Below are 16,547 nucleotides of genomic sequence, written 5' to 3' on the forward strand. Positions count from 1 at the left end.
GAATATTCCGCCCTATTCGCCCTTCTCGGCGCCGTCGTGATCGCCCGCCTCGTCGGCGCGTTCGTCCGGCTCGTCGGCGTCGGGCTCCTCGGCGGGCTCGGCCGCGTCGGGTTCGTCCGTCTCCATCTCTGCGACGACTTCCGCTTCGGCTTCGATTTCCGCCTCGGCCGACGTTTCAAGCTCGGCAGCCGCCTCGCTCTCGGCCTGCGGTTCCTCCTCGGCCTCCGGCTCGACGGCCGGTGCGAGCAGCAGTTCCAGCGTATCGCCGGGCTCGAGCGGCTCCTCGTCCTCCCGCAGCGCCGCGTCATCCGACGGCGACGGAACGGAGAATCCGGTCGGCAGACGCGAGTCGAGCAGGCCGGTGCCCTTCAGTTCCTCGAGCCCCGGAAGATCGCCGAGCGCTTCGAGGCTGAACTGCGACAGGAACCCGTCCGTGGTTCCGAAGGTCAGTGGACGGCCGGGCGTCTTGCGGCGGCCGCGCGGGCGAATCCAGCCGGTCTCCAGCAGCACGTCGATCGTTCCCTTCGAGGTGACGACGCCGCGGATCTCTTCGATCTCGGCGCGGGTCACCGGCTGGTGATAGGCGACGATCGCCAGCACCTCGATCGCGGCACGCGACAGCTTCCTCGTCTCGGTGCTCTCGCGCGTCATCAGCCACGACAGATCGCCCGCGGTCCGGAACGTCCACTTGTTGGCGACCCGAACCAGGTTGACGCCACGCGGGGCGTATTCCGCCTGCAACTGCGCGAGCGCCTGCTTGATATCGACGCCGTCGGGCATCCGCTTTGCGAGCGTCGCCTGATCGATCGGTTCGGCCGATGCAAACAACAGGGCTTCCAGGAGCCGCAATTCCTCAGGACGCGCCACCGGATCCATAGGAGAAACCTCCTCCTCGGGCTCTTCTCTGCGCACTTCCGCCAAGCTTGCCATGGGCTTGCTCTCCTTCTTCCACTTACTCAACCGACAGGTCCGGCGCGGCCATTGCGGCTTGCGCTTGACGCTTTCGGAAATAGATCGGCGCGAACGCCTGCTTCTGGTTGATTTCCATCTCGCCTTCGCGAACCAGCTCGAGGGCGGCAGCGAAGCTCGAGGCGAACACCGTCGCCTTCTGCTTGGGATCGGCGACGTAATTCATCAGATACTCGTCGAGGCAGCTCCAGTCCTCAGCGAGGCCAACCAGCCGCTCCAGCGAGGCGCGCGCTTCTGCGAGTGACCACACGGTACGCTTTTGCAGATGAACCGTGGTCAGCACGCGTGATGCGCGCTGCGTGGCGTAGGCCGACAGCAGGTCGTACAGCGTCGCGGTGAATTTCGGATGCTTGATCTCGGCGATCGATTCCGGATTGCCGCGCGGAAAGATATCGCGCTGGAACTGCGGCCGGTTCATCAGCCGGTTCGCCGCCTCGCGGATCGCTTCCAGCCTGCGCAGCCGGTTGGCGAGCGCAGTCGCCATTTCCTCGGCGCTCGGCCCCTCCGCGCTCGGCGGTTCGGGCAGCAACAGCCGCGACTTCAGGAACGCAAGCCAGGCCGCCATCACCAGATAGTCGGCCGCGAGTTCGAGACGGATTTTGCGCGCCGCCTCGATGAACGAGAGATACTGGTCGGCAAGCGCAAGGATCGAGATCTTCGACAGGTCGACCTTCTGCTGCCGCGCCAGCGTCAACAGCAGGTCGAGCGGGCCTTCATACCCTTCGACGTCGACCACCAGCGCCGGTTCACCCTCGGCGAGGTCGGCCGGCCGCCCGGTGTCAAACGATAGAATTTCAGCGGTCATGCCGTCCCTACCCGATCCAACAACGCATCCAGTTCAGCCCGTGCCGCCTGCCGGTCGAGCGGCTCAGGCTGCTTCCGCGCAGCGAGCGCAGCATTGGCGCGCTCAAGCGCCTTGCCGGTCAGTTCCGGCGTCTCCCGCGCGACCTCGCGCATCTCGTCGATATTGCCGTTGCAGTGCAGAATCATGTCGCAACCGGCGGTGACGATGGCGCGGGTCCGCTCGGCAATTGATCCGGCCAGCGCATTCATCGACACGTCATCACTCATCAACAAACCCTGAAACCCGATCAGGCCGCGAATCACCTGTTCGATGATTGTCGCAGAAGTCGTTGCCGGATGGGCGGGGTCCAGCGCGCTAAACACAACATGTGCAGTCATCGCCATCGGCAGGTCGGCCAGCGGCTGGAACGCGGCAAAATCGGTCCGTTCCAGCTCGGCTTTGGCGGTATCGACCGTCGGAAGCCGGAAATGGCTGTCCGCCGTGGCCCGGCCGTGGCCGGGAATATGCTTGAGAACCGGCAGCACACCGCCCTGTTCCAGGCCTTCCGTGACCGCACGGGCAATTGCCGCGACCTTGTCCGGTTCGGTTCCATAAGCCCGGTTGCCGATGACCGCGTCGGCGCCCGCCACCGGAACATCGGCCAAAGGCAGGCAATCGACGGTGATCCCGAGATCGATCAGATCGGCCGCAATCAGCCGCGAGGTCAGCCTGGCGGCCGCAAGCCCGAGCTTCGGGTCGAGGTCGTAGAGCACACTGAAGCTCGCGCCCGGCGGATAGAGCGGCCAATGCGGCGGCGCGAGCCGCTGCACCCGCCCGCCTTCCTGGTCGATCAGGACCGGAGCCTCGGCGAAGCCGGCGGCGGACCTGAGTTCCCCAACGAGAGCCAAGACTTGCGCCGGACTCTCGATGTTGCGCTTGAACAGGATGAAGCCCCATGGCCGCTCGGCGCGAATGAATTCGCGTTCAGCGTCATTGAGGGTCAGCCCTGATATGCCCGTGATGAATGCGCGGTTCGTCATTCGGCCGATTAGGCCGTATGCAGCTCACGGGTCAAGGAAACGGCCTTTAATTTCTTTGGATGAGGCACTGCGGCCCACCGGCCGACATCAGGCTTTTGCACACCTGGCTCGCTTCTTCCGATGACGCGAACGGACCGGCGAAGGCACGGTAATAGACGCCCTTCTCGCCGAGATCGACGCGTTTCACCACCAAAGGCTGCGACCCGAGCACGCTGCGATATTTGCCCTGCAATGTCCGATAGGACGCCTGCGCGTCCGCCTCGTTCTTCTGCGACGACACCTGGACCAGATATCCACCGCCACCAACCGAGGCCGTCGAGGTCGACGCTACCCGGGTCGGAGGTGCAGCAGGCACCGGAGCCGGGTCGGCCTGGCCCGGAGCCAGCGACATCGGCGCGTTCACGCTGGCGTTGGCTGCGGCCGGGTTGCCGCGCGAAATCGCCTGCTTCGCGGCGGCTGCAGGCTTGGTCGCCGGCGGAGCAGCCGCGGCCTGCGCGCCATCGGGCGTATCGCCCTTGACCGACAGGGTGCGGATCTTGCGCGGCTCGTTGTTGGGCAAGGTCCCGTTCGCGCTGAGCGGCGCCGGCGCGGGCTGCGCCGTCTGCACGCTGGCCGGCGGCGGCGGATTGGCATTCGCGTTCAGCGGCGGAAACACCACACGCGGTCCGGCGGTCTTCGAATTGACGTCGACCGGGGTCTCTTCGCGCGACACGATCTTCTCGCCGCCGTCACCCGTCGCCATACGATCCGGCGTCTTGGCCGACGCATCGGCCTGGACCGGGATCACCTTGGTCGGCGTGTTGTCCGCCTTGATGATCGGCGGCTCGCCGCTGCGGGGCGAGCCGACATAGTTGCGATACGCGAGCGCACCGCCGGTGCCGACCACCGCAAGCGCCACGACCGCAGCAACCGTCATCAGGCCGCTGCTGCGCCGCCGCGGCTCCGGTTCTTCCTCATCGGCCTCGTAAGCATAGGGGTCGTCCGGGTAAGCCGGCTCCCGTTGCAAATCCTGTTCGCCGGCTTCCAGCTGGCCATACAGCGCGTCGTCATAGCGCGACGGATCCTGATTCTGACCGCCATAGTGCGGCTCGTCGTCAAAGGCCTCGGGCTGCCGGGGCGGTTCGACCGGCCGATAGGTTGCGACCGGCTCGGGCGCCGGCGGCTGCGCCTGCCGCGCGGCATAACGGTGCAACGGATGCACTGGCTCCGGCTGGTAGTCCGGCTCGGGCTCTTCGTATTCGGTGTGCTGCACGGGAGGCGGAACGACCGCCTCCTGCCGCGCTCGCTGCATCCAGGGCGGCGGGCCCGCACGCGGCGTCTCGTCCTCTTCAGCCTGCTGCTCATATTGTTGCGGCCGGGCATTGGCGCGCGACTGCAACGGCCGCGGCGGCGGCTTGTTGGCGGTGCCGAATGGATCCGTCTGGCCGATCAGCCGCGCCAGTTCGGCAAGCGGATCGCTCTCGGCCTTCGGAGCCGTGTCGGCGGGAAAATGTCGGTCCTGATATCGATCAGCCATTGTGATGATGCATCCCCTTCGGGACAGCGCCAACTTCGCCGGCACAGCCGGTCCGAACGAGTTGGCCCCTGCCAGATGCCCTCACAAATCCCCACTCGTGAGGGCCTAATGCCCCTGCCTACCGCATCTCGGTCGGAGCGTGGACGCCTAGAACAGCTAAGCCCGATGCCAGAACCGAGACGACGCCCTGAACCATTGCCAGTCGCGCCCTCGTGATCTCTGCATCATTATTGATAATGAAGCGTAAATAGGGCAAATCGCGCCCCTTGGTCCAAAGCGCATGAAATTCACTGGCCAAATCATAGAGATAAAAAGCGATTCGGTGCGGCTCATGTGCCACCGCCGCAGCCTCGATCATCCGGGGATAAAGCGCAAGCCGCTTGAGCAGGTCGAGCTCGGCCGGGTCGGTCAGCCGTTCGACCGTAGCATTACGGAGATAGGCCAGCCGGGCCTCGTCGGTCGCGGGTAGATCCGGAACCGCCTCCTCCCGCGCGTTGCGGAAGATCGAGTGGCCGCGGGCGTGGCCGTACTGGACGTAGAAGACGGCGTTGTCCTTTGACTGCTCGATCACCTTGGCAAGGTCGAAATCGAGCACCGCGTCGTTCTTGCGGAACAGCATCATGAATCGCACGGCGTCCGAGCCGACCTCGTCGACCACCTCGCGCAGCGTGACGAATTCGCCGGACCGTTTCGACATCTTCACCGGCTCGCCGTCGCGCAGCAGCTTGACGAGCTGCACGATCTTGACGTCGAGCACGGCCTTGCCCGCGGTCACCGCCTTCACGGCCGCCTGCATGCGCTTGATGTAGCCGCCGTGATCGGCGCCGAACACGTCGATCAGATTGGTGAAGCCGCGCTCGAACTTGTTGCGGTGGTTGGCGATGTCGGAGGCGAAATAGGTATACGAGCCGTCCGACTTGATCAGCGGACGATCGACATCGTCGCCATAGGCGGTGGCGCGAAACAGCGACTGCTCGCGGTCTTCATAATCCTCGACCGGCTTGCCCTTCGGCGGCGGCAGCCGGCCCTCGTAGATGTCGCCCTTGGCGCGCAGGAAATCGATGGTCTCGGCGACCTTGTTGTTGCCTGATGTGATCAGCGAGCGCTCGGAGAAGAACACGTCGTGATGGATGTTGAGCGCGGCGAGATCGCCCTTGATCATCTCCATCATCATGGCGATCGCCTTGTCGCGCACGATCGGTAGCCATTCGGCTTCCTTCATGTCGAGCAGCTTCTCGCCATACTCCCCGGCAAGCGCTTCGCCGACCGGCACCAGATAATCGCCGGGATAGAGCCCTTCCGGGATCGCGCCGATGTTCTGCCCCAGTGCCTCGCGGTAGCGCAGGAACGCCGAGCGCGCGAGCACGTCGACCTGGGCGCCGGCATCGTTGATGTAATATTCGCGGCAGACATCGAAGCCCGCGAATTGCAGCAGGCTGCACAGCGCATCGCCGAACACGGCGCCGCGGCAATGGCCGACATGCATCGGTCCGGTCGGATTGGCCGAGACGTATTCGACATTGACCTTCTCGGCCTTGCCGATGTCGCTGCGTCCATAGGCCGAGCCCGCGGCCAGCACGGCGCGCAGCGCGTCGGCCCAGACCTGCGGTTTCAGGGTCAGGTTGATGAAGCCGGGTCCGGCGACATCGACGGAGGCGACCAGCGCGTCGGCGCGCAGCCGCTTGGCGATCTTGTCGGCAAGCTCGCGCGGCTTGGCCTTGGCATCCTTGGCGAGCACCATCGCCGCATTGGTCGCCATGTCGCCATGGCTGGCATCGCGCGGCGGCTCCACCACGACGCGGGACAGATCGATCCCGGCGGGCCAGTTGTCCTCGGCTCCGACAGCGGCACAGATCGCGTGCACGCGCGTCAGCATGTCGGCAAAAAGGTGTGGTGAAGCAGTGATGTCGGCCATGGCAGGGCGCTAACGCAAATCCGGGGTCGAGTCAAAAAGCCTTTGGTGTTCGATCAGGGCGAAACGGTCGGTCATCCCGGCAATGAAATTGCCGATCCGCCTGTTCCGCGCGCTCGCGGTCTCCTGCACGCTCCCCTCGATCCATTCCGCCGGCAGGTCGCCGGGTGACTGCCGGTAGCGCTCGAACAGATTACGGACCACCTGCTCCGCCTCCCGCATCACGATCATCACCCGCGGATGGCGATACATCCGCCGGAACAGGAACGCCTTGATTGCCGCCTCCTGCTCGACCACCTCAGGCGGAAACGCGATCAGCGGCGCGTTGTGGCGGCGCACGTCCTGGGCCGATTGCGGCTGGGCAGCCGCAAGACGCCTGCTCGCCTCGTTGAAGACCGCGCTGATGAAATGTGAGATCAGCTCACGCACCAGCTCGGCGCCGCGCCGGACCTCATCGAGCCCGGGGTAATGACGGTCGATCTCGGCGATGATCTCTGATGTCAGCGGCATCTCCTTGAGATCGTCGACCGCAAACAGGCCGGCGCGCAAGCCGTCGTCGATATCGTGGGCGTCATAGGCGATATCGTCGGCGAAGGCCGCGATCTGGGCCTCGAGCGAGGCATAGCTCCAGAGCTCGAGGTCGTAGGTCTTGTTGTAGTCGGCGATCCCGACCGGAATGCCGCTGTCCAGATAGCGCCCGGCCGGCGCGCCGTTGCGTTCGGTCAGCGGGCCATTGTGCTTGACGATCCCCTCGAGCGATTCCCAGGTCAGGTTCAGGCCGCCGAATTCGGGATAGCGGTGCTCCAGCGAGGTGACGACCCGCAGCGCCTGGGCGTTGTGGTCGAAGCCACCATCCTCTTTCAGGCATTCGTCGAGCGCCCGCTCCCCGGCATGGCCGAACGGCGGATGGCCGAGGTCGTGCGCGAGCGCCAGCGTCTCGGTCAGATCCTCATCGACGCCGAGCTGGCGGGCCAGCGCGCGGGCGATCTGCGCCACCTCCAGCGAATGGGTCAGCCGCGTGCGGTAGTGATCGCCCTCGTGGAAGACGAAGACCTGGGTCTTGTGCTTGAGGCGGCGGAACGCCGTCGAGTGGATCACCCGGTCGCAATCGCGCCGGAACGGGCTGCGGGTCCGGCTCGGCGGCTCCGTGACCAGCCGGCCACGGCTGCGGTCGGGGTCGCAGGCATAAGGCGCACGGGGGGCAGCCATTCCGACCGACACTGTATTTTAGTCCTTATCCATTTGATTCCACGGTCCGACGCACTTAACTATGTCTGAGGCGGCCGACCAAATGAATTGGGTATGACGCCGGGCATGATCCGCTCCGATCGTGCTCAAATAGGGTTTCGGAGACCGACCATGACTGCTGCCATCACTGTCAGCGAACGGGCCGCCCGCCGTATCGGGCAGATCCTCAGCAAGGAAGGCGACGGCGCCAAGCTGCGCATTTCCGTCGAAGGCGGCGGCTGCTCCGGTTTCCAGTACAAGTTCGACGTCGAGCGCACCCAGGCCGATGACGACCTCGTGATCGAGCGCGACAGCGCCGTGGTGCTGATCGATCCCGCCTCGGTCCCGTTCCTGGCGGGCTCGGAAGTCGACTTCGTCGACGACCTAATCGGCGCCTCGTTCCGCGTCGTCAACCCGAACGCCACCGCCTCCTGCGGCTGCGGCACCAGCTTCTCGATCTAACGCCCCACGCCGCCAGGCAGTTTCTCGACGCGCGCCGGTAACGGGTTCGCGTGAGGGATGACGCTATTCCGCCGCGACCACCTGCGGCCGCTCCACCTCGCCATCCGCCTCGGCCTGCGGATCGAGCTTGCGCCGCAGCCGGCGGTCGATGCGGTCGAGATAGATGTAGATGACCGGCGTGATGAACAGCGTCAGCAGCTGCGATACGCAGAGGCCGCCGACCACGGCGACGCCGAGCGGCTGACGCAGTTCGGCGCCGGCACCCGCGCCCAGCGCGATCGGCAGCGTGCCGAAGATCGCAGCGAACGTCGTCATCATGATCGGGCGGAAGCGCAGCAGCGCCGCCTCGCGGATCGCGTGCTCGGCACTGAGGCCGACACGGCGGCGCTCCAGCGCGAAGTCGACCATCATGATGGCATTCTTCTTGACGATGCCGACCAGCATCACGATGCCGATCATCGCAATCACCGACAGCTCCATGCCGAACAGCATCAGCGTCAGGATCGCGCCGATGCCGGCCGACGGCAGGCCGGAGATGATGGTGATCGGGTGGATGAAGCTCTCGTAGAGAATGCCGAGGATCACGAACGCCGCGAACACCGCGGCGAGGATCAGGACACCCTGCCCGCGCAGCGAATCCTGGAACACCTGCGCGGTGCCGGAGAAGCCGGTCGCAATCGTCGGCGGCAAATTCGCGCTCTGCTCGAGCTCGGTGATCTTGTCGACGGCATAACCGAGCGAATTGCCGGGCGCGAGATTGAACGAGATCGTCACCGCCGGCTGCTGGCCCTGGTGGTTGATCTGTAATGGCCCGACCGTCGGCACCAGCCGCGCCACCGCATCCAGCGGAATGGTCTGGCCGTTCGCCGTCTTCATGTAGAGTTTTGAGAGATCGGACGGATCGACGCGGAATTGCGGCTGCACCTCGAGGATGATCTGGTAATCGTTCGACGGCATGTAGATGGTGCCGACCTGCCGCGCGCCATAGGCGTTGTAGAGCTGGTTGCGGACCTGGTCGACGGTGACGCCGTAGACCGCCGCCTTCTCGCGGTCGATGTCGACCGTCATCTGCGGGTTCTTGATGTAGAGGTCGGTCGTGACGTCGAGCAGGCCCGGGATCTTCTCGATCTTGTCGCGCATCTCTGGCGCCAGCCGGTACAGCGCCTCGGTATCGCCGCTCTGCATCACATACTGGTACTGGCTCTTCGAGATGCGGCCGCCGATGTTGAGGTTCTGGATGCTCTGGAAGAACGCCTGCATGCCGGGGATCTCGCGGGCCTTCTGCCGGAGACGGCCGACCACGACGGCGGCGCTGTCGCGCATCTTCTGCGGCTTCAGCGCGATGAACAGGCGGCCGTAATTTGCGGTCGGATTCGGACCGCCGGAGCCGACCGTGGAGTTGATGTACTCGATCGCCGGATCGGTCCGGAGCACCTCGACCAGCGCCTGCTGCCGCACCTTCATCGCCTCGAACGAGGTGTCGGTCGCGGCCTCCGTCACGCCGATCAGGAAGCCGGTGTCCTCCTGCGGAAAGAAGCCCTTCGGCACGATCATGTAGAGATAGATGGTGCCGCCGAGCGTCGCGAGCGTCACCACCAGCATCAGGGCCTTCCTGGCCAGCACCCAGTCGAGCGCCCATTCATAGGCGCGCAGCCAGGCTTCGAACATCGCCTCGAATGCCCGCAGCACGATGTTCGGCCGCTTGGTCGCATCATGCGCGCGCAGCACGCGGGCGCACAGCATCGGCGTCAGGGTCAGCGACACGAAACCGGAGACGATGATGGCGACCGAGATCGTGACCGCGAATTCGCGGAACACGCGGCCGACGATGCCGCCCATCAAGAGCACCGGGATGAACACGGCGATCAGCGAGAAGGTGATCGAGATGATGGTGAAGCCGATCTCGCGGGCGCCCTTCAGTGCCGCCTCGAACGGCTTCATGCCGTGCTCGATATGGCGGACGATGTTCTCCAGCATGACGATGGCGTCGTCGACCACGAAGCCGACCGAGAGCGTCAGCGCCAGCAGCGTCATGTTGTTGATGGAGTAATCCAGCGCGTACATCGCCGCACAGGTGCCGAACAGCGAGATCGGCACCGCCAGCGCCGGAATGAAGGTCGCCGACGCCGAGCGCAGGAACAGGAAGATCACGAGGATCACGAGCCCGATCGCGATCAGCAGGGTTTCCTCGACGTCGCTGACCGCCTGCCGGATCGAAACCGAGCGATCCATCATGACCTGCATGGTCACCGAGGGCGGGATCGCGGCGCGCAATGACGGCAGCTTGGCGAGGACGGCGTCGACCACCGCGACCGTGTTCGCGTCGGGCTGCTTCTGGATCGCGAGCACGATCGCGCGCTCGTCGTTCATCCAGGTCGCGATCTTGTCGTTCTCGACGCTGTCATAGACCTTGGCGATCTCGTCGAGCCGGACCGGCGACCCGTTGCGCCAGGCGACATAGATCTGGCGGTAGTCGGCCGCCTTGTCCATCTGGCCGGAGGCCTGCAGCGCAACGTCCTGCTTCGGTCCGTTCAGCGTGCCGACCGGGGTCGAGGAATTGGCGCGCGACACCGCCGAGCGGATATCCTCCATCGAGACGCCGCGGGCGGCCGCGGCCTCCGGGTCGGCCTGGACGCGGATCGCAAATTTCTGCGCGCCATAGATCAAGACCTGGGCGACGCCCGGCAATTGCGACAGCGCCTGCCCGATCGTGATGTCGCCGTACTCATTGACCGCTGACAGCGGCAGCGTCGCCGATCCCAGCGAGACGAACAGCACCGGGAAATCCGCCGGGTTCACCTTCCGGAAGCTCGGCGGAATCGTCATCTCGATCGGCAGCCGGCGCTGCGCGATCGTCAAAGCCGTCTGCACGTCGAGCGCGGCGGCGTCGATGTTGCGGTTGAGGTCGAACTGGATCGTGATGACGCTGGTGCCCTGCGAGGAGTTCGAAGACATCGAGGAGATGCCGGCGATGGTGGAGAGCTGGCGCTCGATGATCCCGGCGACCGAGGCCGCCATGGTGTCGGCGCTGGCGCCCGGCAGGGTCGCGGTGACCGCAATCGTCGGGAAGTCGACCTTGGGCAGCGCCGAGACCGGCAGCAGGCGGAAGCCGAACACGCCGAATGCGATGATCGACGCCGTGATCAGCGTCGTCATGACCGGGCGGCGGATGCAGAGCTCGGAGAGCGTCATCGGTCAGGCTCCGGCCTTGCGCGCGCGGAGCTCGACCCGCGATCCCTCCGACAGCAACAGCTGGCCGTCGACCACGACGCTTTCATCGCCTGCCAATCCGTCCGAGATCACCGATGAGCCCTGGAAGGTGCGATCGACCTTGACCGGCTGGACCTTGGCGACGCCGTCCTTCACGACGAAGACGAAATTGCCGTTCTGGCTGCGCTGGACTGCAACAGTCGGCACCACGACGGCGTCCTCGCTGCGGATGATCAGCTTGGTCTGCACGATGGTGCCGGGCCACAGCGTCTCGCTGGCATTGTTCATGATGCCGCGCACGGTGACCATGCCGGTGGTCGCATCGACCGCGTTCTCGACCATCGCGACCTTGCCGCTCTCGGAGCGCTGGTGGCCGGGAATTGTCGCGATCACCTTGGAATCGCCCTTCCCCATGGCGTCGCGCAGGTCGACCAGCGCGCGCTGGGGGATCGCGAAGGTGACGTAGACCGGCGCCATCTGGTTGATGACCGCGAGCGGCTGGGTATCGGCGGGACGCACGAAATTGCCGACCTTGACGTTGGCGGCGCTGATGCGCCCCGCGAACGGGGCGCGGATCACCGTGTAGCTCTTCTGGACGCGGAGGTTTTCCAGCGCGAACTGGTCGGCCTTGATGGTGCCGATCAGGACGTCGGACTGGGTCTTGGCGTTGTCGAGATTGACCTGGGTGGTCGCGCCCTTGCCGACCAGCTCGGTGTAGCGGCGGAGATCGCGCTGCGCGCCCTCGAGCTGGGCCTGGTCACGGGCCAGCACGCCCTCGGCCTGCTCGATCTGGGCGTCGATCTGCCGCGCGTCAAGCATGAACAGCAGGTCGCCTTCATTGACCTTGGCGCCGTCCTCGAAATGCACCGAGACGATGGTGGTCTCCAGCCGCGACTTCAGCGCGACGCTGGAGATCGGCGTGACCTGTCCGATCGCGTCGACATCGACCGGCACCGATCGGCGTTCCGCCTTGGCCAGATCCACCGAGACCACGCGTGGCCGCGGCGTCCCTTGCGCGGTGGCGGGACCGCCACCCATCCATGAAGAGCGGGTCATGTAAGCCGCCCCGGCCGCAATGCCGAGAACGGCGACAGTCAGAACCAAATTGCGTTTTTTCATAAGTTTTGCACGTGCGCCACAGGCCACCCTTGAAGGCCGGGACGCGTCGTCACTCCCCCGTCGGCAATTGTTACGCCTTGTTTCCGGACAGGGTTAGCACAGGCGGACAGCCCATGGTATGCCACATAAGTGAAATAGTACGGCCTTCGGTCCGATCCCCGTGCGCGTATCGCCGGACATTCGGGCGTACCGTTTCGCCTTCAGGCCCTCCGAATCGCGACCTCATGCCCGCTTCAGTCCTCATCTGCACCTGGGAACAAGCCCGCGAACGCGCCGCTGCGATCCGGTACAACGTCTTTGTCGAAGAACAGGGCGTGCCGGTCGAACTGGAGTGGGACGACATGGACATGCCGAGCTGGCACGCGCTGGCGTTGACCGATGAAGGCATGGCCGTGGCGACCGGCCGGCTGCTGCCCGACGGCCATATCGGCCGGATGGCCGTGCTCAAAATGGCACGCGGAACGGGCGTCGGCGCGCGCGTGCTGGACGCGCTGATGGCCAAGGCGGCCGAACTCGGCTATCCCGAATTGATCCTCAACGCGCAGACACACGCGGAGCCGTTCTACGCGCGCGCCGGGTTCGAGCGGGTCGGCGACGAGTTCGAGGACGCCGGCATCCCACACATCGAGATGCGGAAACGTTTGAGCTAGCCGAAGCGCTTACCAACGCGCCGCGTCAAATAAAGGACTTCCGATGACCGTTCGCATCGCCACCTGGAACGTCAATTCGGTCCGGCAACGGATCGAATTGTTGGTCAGCTGGCTGAAGGAGTGTTCTCCCGACATCGTCTGCCTGCAGGAGATCAAGTGCGTCGACGATGCGTTTCCGCGGCTCGAGGTCGAGGCGCTCGGCTATAACGTCGTCACCCACGGCCAGAAGACCTTCAATGGCGTCGCGCTGCTCTCCAAGCTGCCGTTCGACGAGACCAAGTCGGGCCTCGCCGGCGACGACGAGGACGCCCATGCCCGCTTCCTCGAGGGCGTGGTCACGCTGAAGCAGGGCGTGGTGCGGGTGGCGTGCCTTTATTTGCCCAACGGCAACCCCGCCAATACCGACAAATATCCGTACAAGCTCAAATGGATGTCGCGGCTTCTTGAGTACGCGAAGGAACGGCTTAAGGCCGAGGAGCCGCTGATCCTGGCCGGCGACTATAACGTCATCCCGGCGGCCCGCGACGTCTATAATCCGGCCGCCTGGGCCGGTGACGCCCTGTTCCGCCCCGAGACCCGCGAGGCCTTCCAGTCGCTGCTCGGCCTCGGCCTGACCGATGCGCTGCGGGCGGTCAATGACGAGCCCGGCCAGTACACCTTCTGGGACTACCAGGCCGGCGCCTGGCAGAAGAACTGGGGGCTACGGATCGATCACCTGTTGATGTCGCCGCAGGCCAGCGACCGCCTGATCGATGTGGGCATCGACAGCTACGTCCGCGCCTGGGAGAAGCCGTCCGACCATGTCCCGGTGTGGGCCGATCTCGATTTCGAGACTGCCTGAAGGTTGCCGGCCGCCCGGGATATCAATCCCGGCGGCCTCTAGTCGCGACGCCCCTGCACCCAGTGCTCGAGCATCTGCAGCGCCATCGCGCGGTCGTCCTCGGAGGCCTTTGCGATCGCCCGGTTGTAGCTTTCCTTGATCCAGGCTTCCTCGGGCGTCGCGCTGTCGCGCGCCAAGGTCAGCCACATCAGGCCGCGGGCCCGCTGCGGCGGCAGCCGGTCGCCGTTGAACAGCATCTGGCCGAGCAGCGCCTGCGCCTGATGCTGGCCCTTCTGAGCCGCAAGCCCGAGCCAGCGTGCGCCATAGCGGAAATCGTCCCGCGAGGCGTCCGGCGTCTTCAGGTACAGCCGGGCCAGGTCGTACTGGGCGTCGGCGTTGCCGAAATAGGACGCCGCATAGGAGAACATCTCCCGCGCCCGCTCGGTATCCGCCTTCACCTTGGAATTGGGAATGCCGCTCAGATAGTAGCGGCCGAGCGCCACGAAGGCGTTGGCCACGATCGAGGCCTGCGGCGCCGACGGGGAATCCTCGGCATGCGCATTGGCGATCCGGCTGAAATACTCGAAGGCGCGTAGGTCGTCCTGGATGACGCCGTCGCCCTCGGCGTACATCTTGCCGAGCTTCCACTGCGCCACGGGGTGACCGCCCTCGGCCTGGTATTGCAGCGTCGAGAACGAGGAGGTCGGAGACGTTGCGGTCGGGGTAACCGGCGCTGTGCCGGCCCGCTTCAGCGCGGCAGCCGTCCCCGGCTGCGGGGAAACCACAGGAAGAACGGTATCCTGGGGGTTGACCGGTGCTCCGTCGAATCCGAATCCGGGGCCCGCCACCGGAATGGCCCCTAACGCAAACGCAAAAATCGTACGCCTAAACGTCCGCATAACACTGTTTCTCGTGCGCGCCACCCGGATGGGTGACTGCGCCATCCACCGCCGGCCCCACTTGCTCGGCGTACTTCCACAGCGCACCAGTTGTATGGTTCGTCGCGCGAGGGGCCCATTTGGTCTTACGATTTGCGAGTTCGGCGTCGCTCAATTTTACGTTAAGGGTGCCGGCGACCGCATCGATCTCGATGATGTCGCCGTCTTGCAACAACCCGATCGGCCCACCGACGGCCGCTTCAGGTCCAATATGTCCGATGCAGAAGCCACGGGTGGCGCCGGAGAACCGGCCATCGGTGATCAGGGCAATCTTGCCGCCCATCCCCTGCCCGGTCAGCGCCGCCGTCGTCGCCAGCATCTCCCGCATGCCGGGACCGCCCTTCGGCCCCTCGTAGCGGATCACAATCACTTCGCCTTCCTTGTAGGTGCGCTTCTGCACCGCCTCGAAGGCGTCTTCCTCGCGGTCGAAGCACCGGGCCGGACCGGTGAACTTCAGGTTGGACATTCCCGCGACCTTCACGATCGCACCCTCCGGAGCGAGATTACCCTTCAGCCCGACCACCCCACCTGTGACGGTGATAGGATTGTCGGCGGGCCGCACCACGTCCTGGTGCGGATTCCATTTCACGCTTTTGAGGTTTTCGGCGATCGTTCGGCCAGTGACGGTCAGGCAATTCCCGTGCAGGTGGCCATTGTCGAGCAGCGTCTTCATCAGCAGCGGAATGCCACCTACTTCAAACATGTCTTTGGCAACATAACGGCCGCCCGGCTTCAAATCCGCGACGTAAGGAGTCTTTTTGAAGATTTCGGCAACGTCGAACAAATTGAATTTAATGCCGCACTCATGGGCGATCGCCGGCAGGTGCAGCGCAGCATTGGTCGAACCACCTGAGGCTGCAACCACGGCCGCAGCATTTTCAAGGGCTTCGCGGGTCACGATGTCGCGGGGCCGGATGTTTTTCTCGATCAGCTCCATCACCTTCTCGCCGGCGGCGGCGCAGAAGGAGTCGCGGATCTCGTAGGGCGCCGGGGCCCCGGCCGAGTACGGAAGCGCCAGCCCAATCGCCTCGGACACGGTCGCCATGGTGTTGGCGGTGAACTGGGCGCCGCAGGCGCCGGCCGACGGGCACGCCACCCGCTCGATCTCGTCGAGGTCCTCGTCCGACATGGCGCCGACCGAGTGCTTGCCGACCGCCTCGAACATGTCCTGCACGGTGACCGGCTGCCCGCGGAAGTTGCCCGGCAGGATCGAGCCGCCATAGATGAAGATCGAGGGCACGTTGAGGCGGACCATCGCCATCATCATGCCCGGCAGCGACTTGTCGCAGCCGGCGAGCCCGACCAGCGCGTCGTAGGAATGGCCGCGCACGGTCAGTTCGACCGAATCGGCGATGCATTCGCGCGACGGCAGCGACGAGCGCATGCCGTCATGGCCCATCGCGATGCCGTCGGTCACGGTGATGGTGCAGAACTCGCGCGGGGTGCCGCCGGCGGATGCCACGCCCTTCTTCACCGCCTGCGCCTGGCGCATCAGCGAAATGTTGCAGGGGGCCGCTTCATTCCAACATGAAGCAACGCCGACAAAGGGTTGATGAATCTGGGCTGTCGTCAGCCCCATCGCATAGAGATAGGAACGATGCGGTGCGCGCTCGGGGCCCTCCGTCACATGACGGCTCGGCAGCCTGCCCTTGATGTTCGTCTTGGCGTCCATCGCGACCCTGTTCCGACGCTCGTTTCCCGCGCTCTTTCCTCCATCAACGCCGGAACCCGAAAAAATGTCCCGTCGTCGGAGCGCTGGCTCTTCAGCTTGGTGAATATCCTTTCATGTCAGGGTGTGGCTAAAAAGCGGCGTGACTACGGATGGGCTGCTTTTAGGGTTAAATGTTCAGGTATCGTTGCAACAACGCAACAATCGTGGCCGCCGGGCAACCATGTATTA

The 16,547-nt window shown here is 65.1% G+C and carries 12 protein-coding genes and 1 pseudogene; 3 read left to right on the top strand and 10 right to left on the bottom strand.

Features of this window, described 5'->3' with window-relative positions; genetic code table 11:
• Positions 1 to 24: 24 nt before the first annotated feature.
• The 6 genes and pseudogenes from scpB to BI327_RS09510 form a co-directional block, all read right to left on the bottom strand.
• Positions 25 to 930 (bottom strand): annotated as a pseudogene (gene scpB / locus BI327_RS09485) (SMC-Scp complex subunit ScpB); the annotation flags it as partial.
• 22 nt (positions 931 to 952) lie between these two features.
• A complete protein-coding gene (locus BI327_RS09490) occupies positions 953 to 1,774 on the bottom strand; it encodes a segregation and condensation protein A (protein WP_076859901.1) in 822 nt (273 codons plus the stop codon).
• Positions 1,771 to 2,793, bottom strand: a complete 1,023-nt coding sequence (nagZ, locus tag BI327_RS09495; protein ID WP_076859903.1) for a beta-N-acetylhexosaminidase — start codon at positions 2,791 to 2,793, stop codon at positions 1,771 to 1,773. Before nagZ ends, BI327_RS09490 begins: the two co-directional genes overlap by 4 nt.
• Positions 2,794 to 2,839: 46 nt before the next feature.
• Positions 2,840 to 4,309 carry an SPOR domain-containing protein gene (locus BI327_RS09500; RefSeq protein WP_076859905.1) on the bottom strand — a complete coding sequence of 490 codons (1,470 nt, stop codon included), beginning with the start codon at positions 4,307 to 4,309 and terminating at the stop codon, positions 2,840 to 2,842.
• A gap of 118 nt (positions 4,310 to 4,427) precedes the next feature.
• Positions 4,428 to 6,224 carry an arginine--tRNA ligase gene (gene argS, locus BI327_RS09505; protein ID WP_076859907.1) on the bottom strand — a complete coding sequence of 599 codons (1,797 nt, stop codon included), beginning with the start codon at positions 6,222 to 6,224 and terminating at the stop codon, positions 4,428 to 4,430.
• A 9-nt stretch (positions 6,225 to 6,233) separates the two neighbouring features.
• On the bottom strand, positions 6,234 to 7,442 hold the full coding sequence (locus tag BI327_RS09510) for a deoxyguanosinetriphosphate triphosphohydrolase (RefSeq protein WP_089025428.1): 1,209 nt from the start codon (positions 7,440 to 7,442) through the stop codon (positions 6,234 to 6,236).
• A gap of 138 nt (positions 7,443 to 7,580) precedes the next feature.
• Between BI327_RS09510 and erpA the strand changes: the two genes are divergently transcribed.
• Entirely contained in the window at positions 7,581 to 7,910 is a 330-nt protein-coding gene (gene erpA, locus BI327_RS09515; protein WP_021081206.1) for an iron-sulfur cluster insertion protein ErpA, read from the top strand.
• A gap of 63 nt (positions 7,911 to 7,973) precedes the next feature.
• Here the strand turns inward: erpA and BI327_RS09520 are convergent, their stop codons facing one another.
• Positions 7,974 to 11,102 (bottom strand): efflux RND transporter permease subunit, encoded by a 3,129-nt coding sequence (locus BI327_RS09520; protein ID WP_076859911.1) that lies wholly within the window; start codon positions 11,100 to 11,102, stop codon positions 7,974 to 7,976.
• Positions 11,103 to 11,105: 3 nt separating this feature from the next.
• Positions 11,106 to 12,239, bottom strand: coding sequence for an efflux RND transporter periplasmic adaptor subunit (locus BI327_RS09525; protein ID WP_076859912.1), 1,134 nt, complete (start codon positions 12,237 to 12,239; stop codon positions 11,106 to 11,108).
• Between the two features lie 224 nt (positions 12,240 to 12,463).
• Between BI327_RS09525 and BI327_RS09530 the strand changes: the two genes are divergently transcribed.
• Positions 12,464 to 12,889 carry a GNAT family N-acetyltransferase gene (locus BI327_RS09530; protein ID WP_076859914.1) on the top strand — a complete coding sequence of 142 codons (426 nt, stop codon included), beginning with the start codon at positions 12,464 to 12,466 and terminating at the stop codon, positions 12,887 to 12,889.
• A gap of 43 nt (positions 12,890 to 12,932) precedes the next feature.
• Positions 12,933 to 13,730 carry an exodeoxyribonuclease III gene (xth, locus tag BI327_RS09535; protein ID WP_076859917.1) on the top strand — a complete coding sequence of 266 codons (798 nt, stop codon included), beginning with the start codon at positions 12,933 to 12,935 and terminating at the stop codon, positions 13,728 to 13,730.
• 38 nt (positions 13,731 to 13,768) lie between these two features.
• Here xth and BI327_RS09540 read toward each other — a convergent pair whose 3' ends face one another.
• Positions 13,769 to 14,608 (bottom strand): tetratricopeptide repeat protein, encoded by an 840-nt coding sequence (locus BI327_RS09540; RefSeq protein WP_076859919.1) that lies wholly within the window; start codon positions 14,606 to 14,608, stop codon positions 13,769 to 13,771.
• Positions 14,595 to 16,319, bottom strand: a complete 1,725-nt coding sequence (ilvD, locus tag BI327_RS09545; RefSeq protein ID WP_076859921.1) for a dihydroxy-acid dehydratase — start codon at positions 16,317 to 16,319, stop codon at positions 14,595 to 14,597. The genes BI327_RS09540 and ilvD overlap by 14 nt, the downstream gene beginning before the upstream one ends.
• Between the last annotated feature and the right edge of the window lie 228 nt (positions 16,320 to 16,547).

The organism is Bradyrhizobium mercantei, assembly GCF_001982635.1.
Lineage (GTDB): Bacteria > Pseudomonadota > Alphaproteobacteria > Rhizobiales > Xanthobacteraceae > Bradyrhizobium > Bradyrhizobium mercantei.

What these genes read in the sequence shown, in the direction of transcription:
- BI327_RS09490 (WP_076859901.1), bottom strand. Translation starts at nt 1,774, where the DNA reads ATGACCGCTGAAATTCTATCGTTTGACACCGGGCGGCCGGCCGACCTC.
- nagZ (WP_076859903.1), bottom strand. Translation starts at nt 2,793, where the DNA reads ATGACGAACCGCGCATTCATCACGGGCATATCAGGGCTGACCCTCAAT.
- BI327_RS09500 (WP_076859905.1), bottom strand. Translation starts at nt 4,309, where the DNA reads ATGGCTGATCGATATCAGGACCGACATTTTCCCGCCGACACGGCTCCG.
- argS (WP_076859907.1), bottom strand. Translation starts at nt 6,224, where the DNA reads ATGGCCGACATCACTGCTTCACCACACCTTTTTGCCGACATGCTGACG.
- erpA (WP_021081206.1), top strand. Translation starts at nt 7,581, where the DNA reads ATGACTGCTGCCATCACTGTCAGCGAACGGGCCGCCCGCCGTATCGGG.
- BI327_RS09520 (WP_076859911.1), bottom strand. Translation starts at nt 11,102, where the DNA reads ATGACGCTCTCCGAGCTCTGCATCCGCCGCCCGGTCATGACGACGCTG.
- BI327_RS09525 (WP_076859912.1), bottom strand. Translation starts at nt 12,239, where the DNA reads ATGAAAAAACGCAATTTGGTTCTGACTGTCGCCGTTCTCGGCATTGCG.
- BI327_RS09530 (WP_076859914.1), top strand. Translation starts at nt 12,464, where the DNA reads ATGCCCGCTTCAGTCCTCATCTGCACCTGGGAACAAGCCCGCGAACGC.
- xth (WP_076859917.1), top strand. Translation starts at nt 12,933, where the DNA reads ATGACCGTTCGCATCGCCACCTGGAACGTCAATTCGGTCCGGCAACGG.
- BI327_RS09540 (WP_076859919.1), bottom strand. Translation starts at nt 14,608, where the DNA reads ATGCGGACGTTTAGGCGTACGATTTTTGCGTTTGCGTTAGGGGCCATT.
- ilvD (WP_076859921.1), bottom strand. Translation starts at nt 16,319, where the DNA reads ATGGACGCCAAGACGAACATCAAGGGCAGGCTGCCGAGCCGTCATGTG.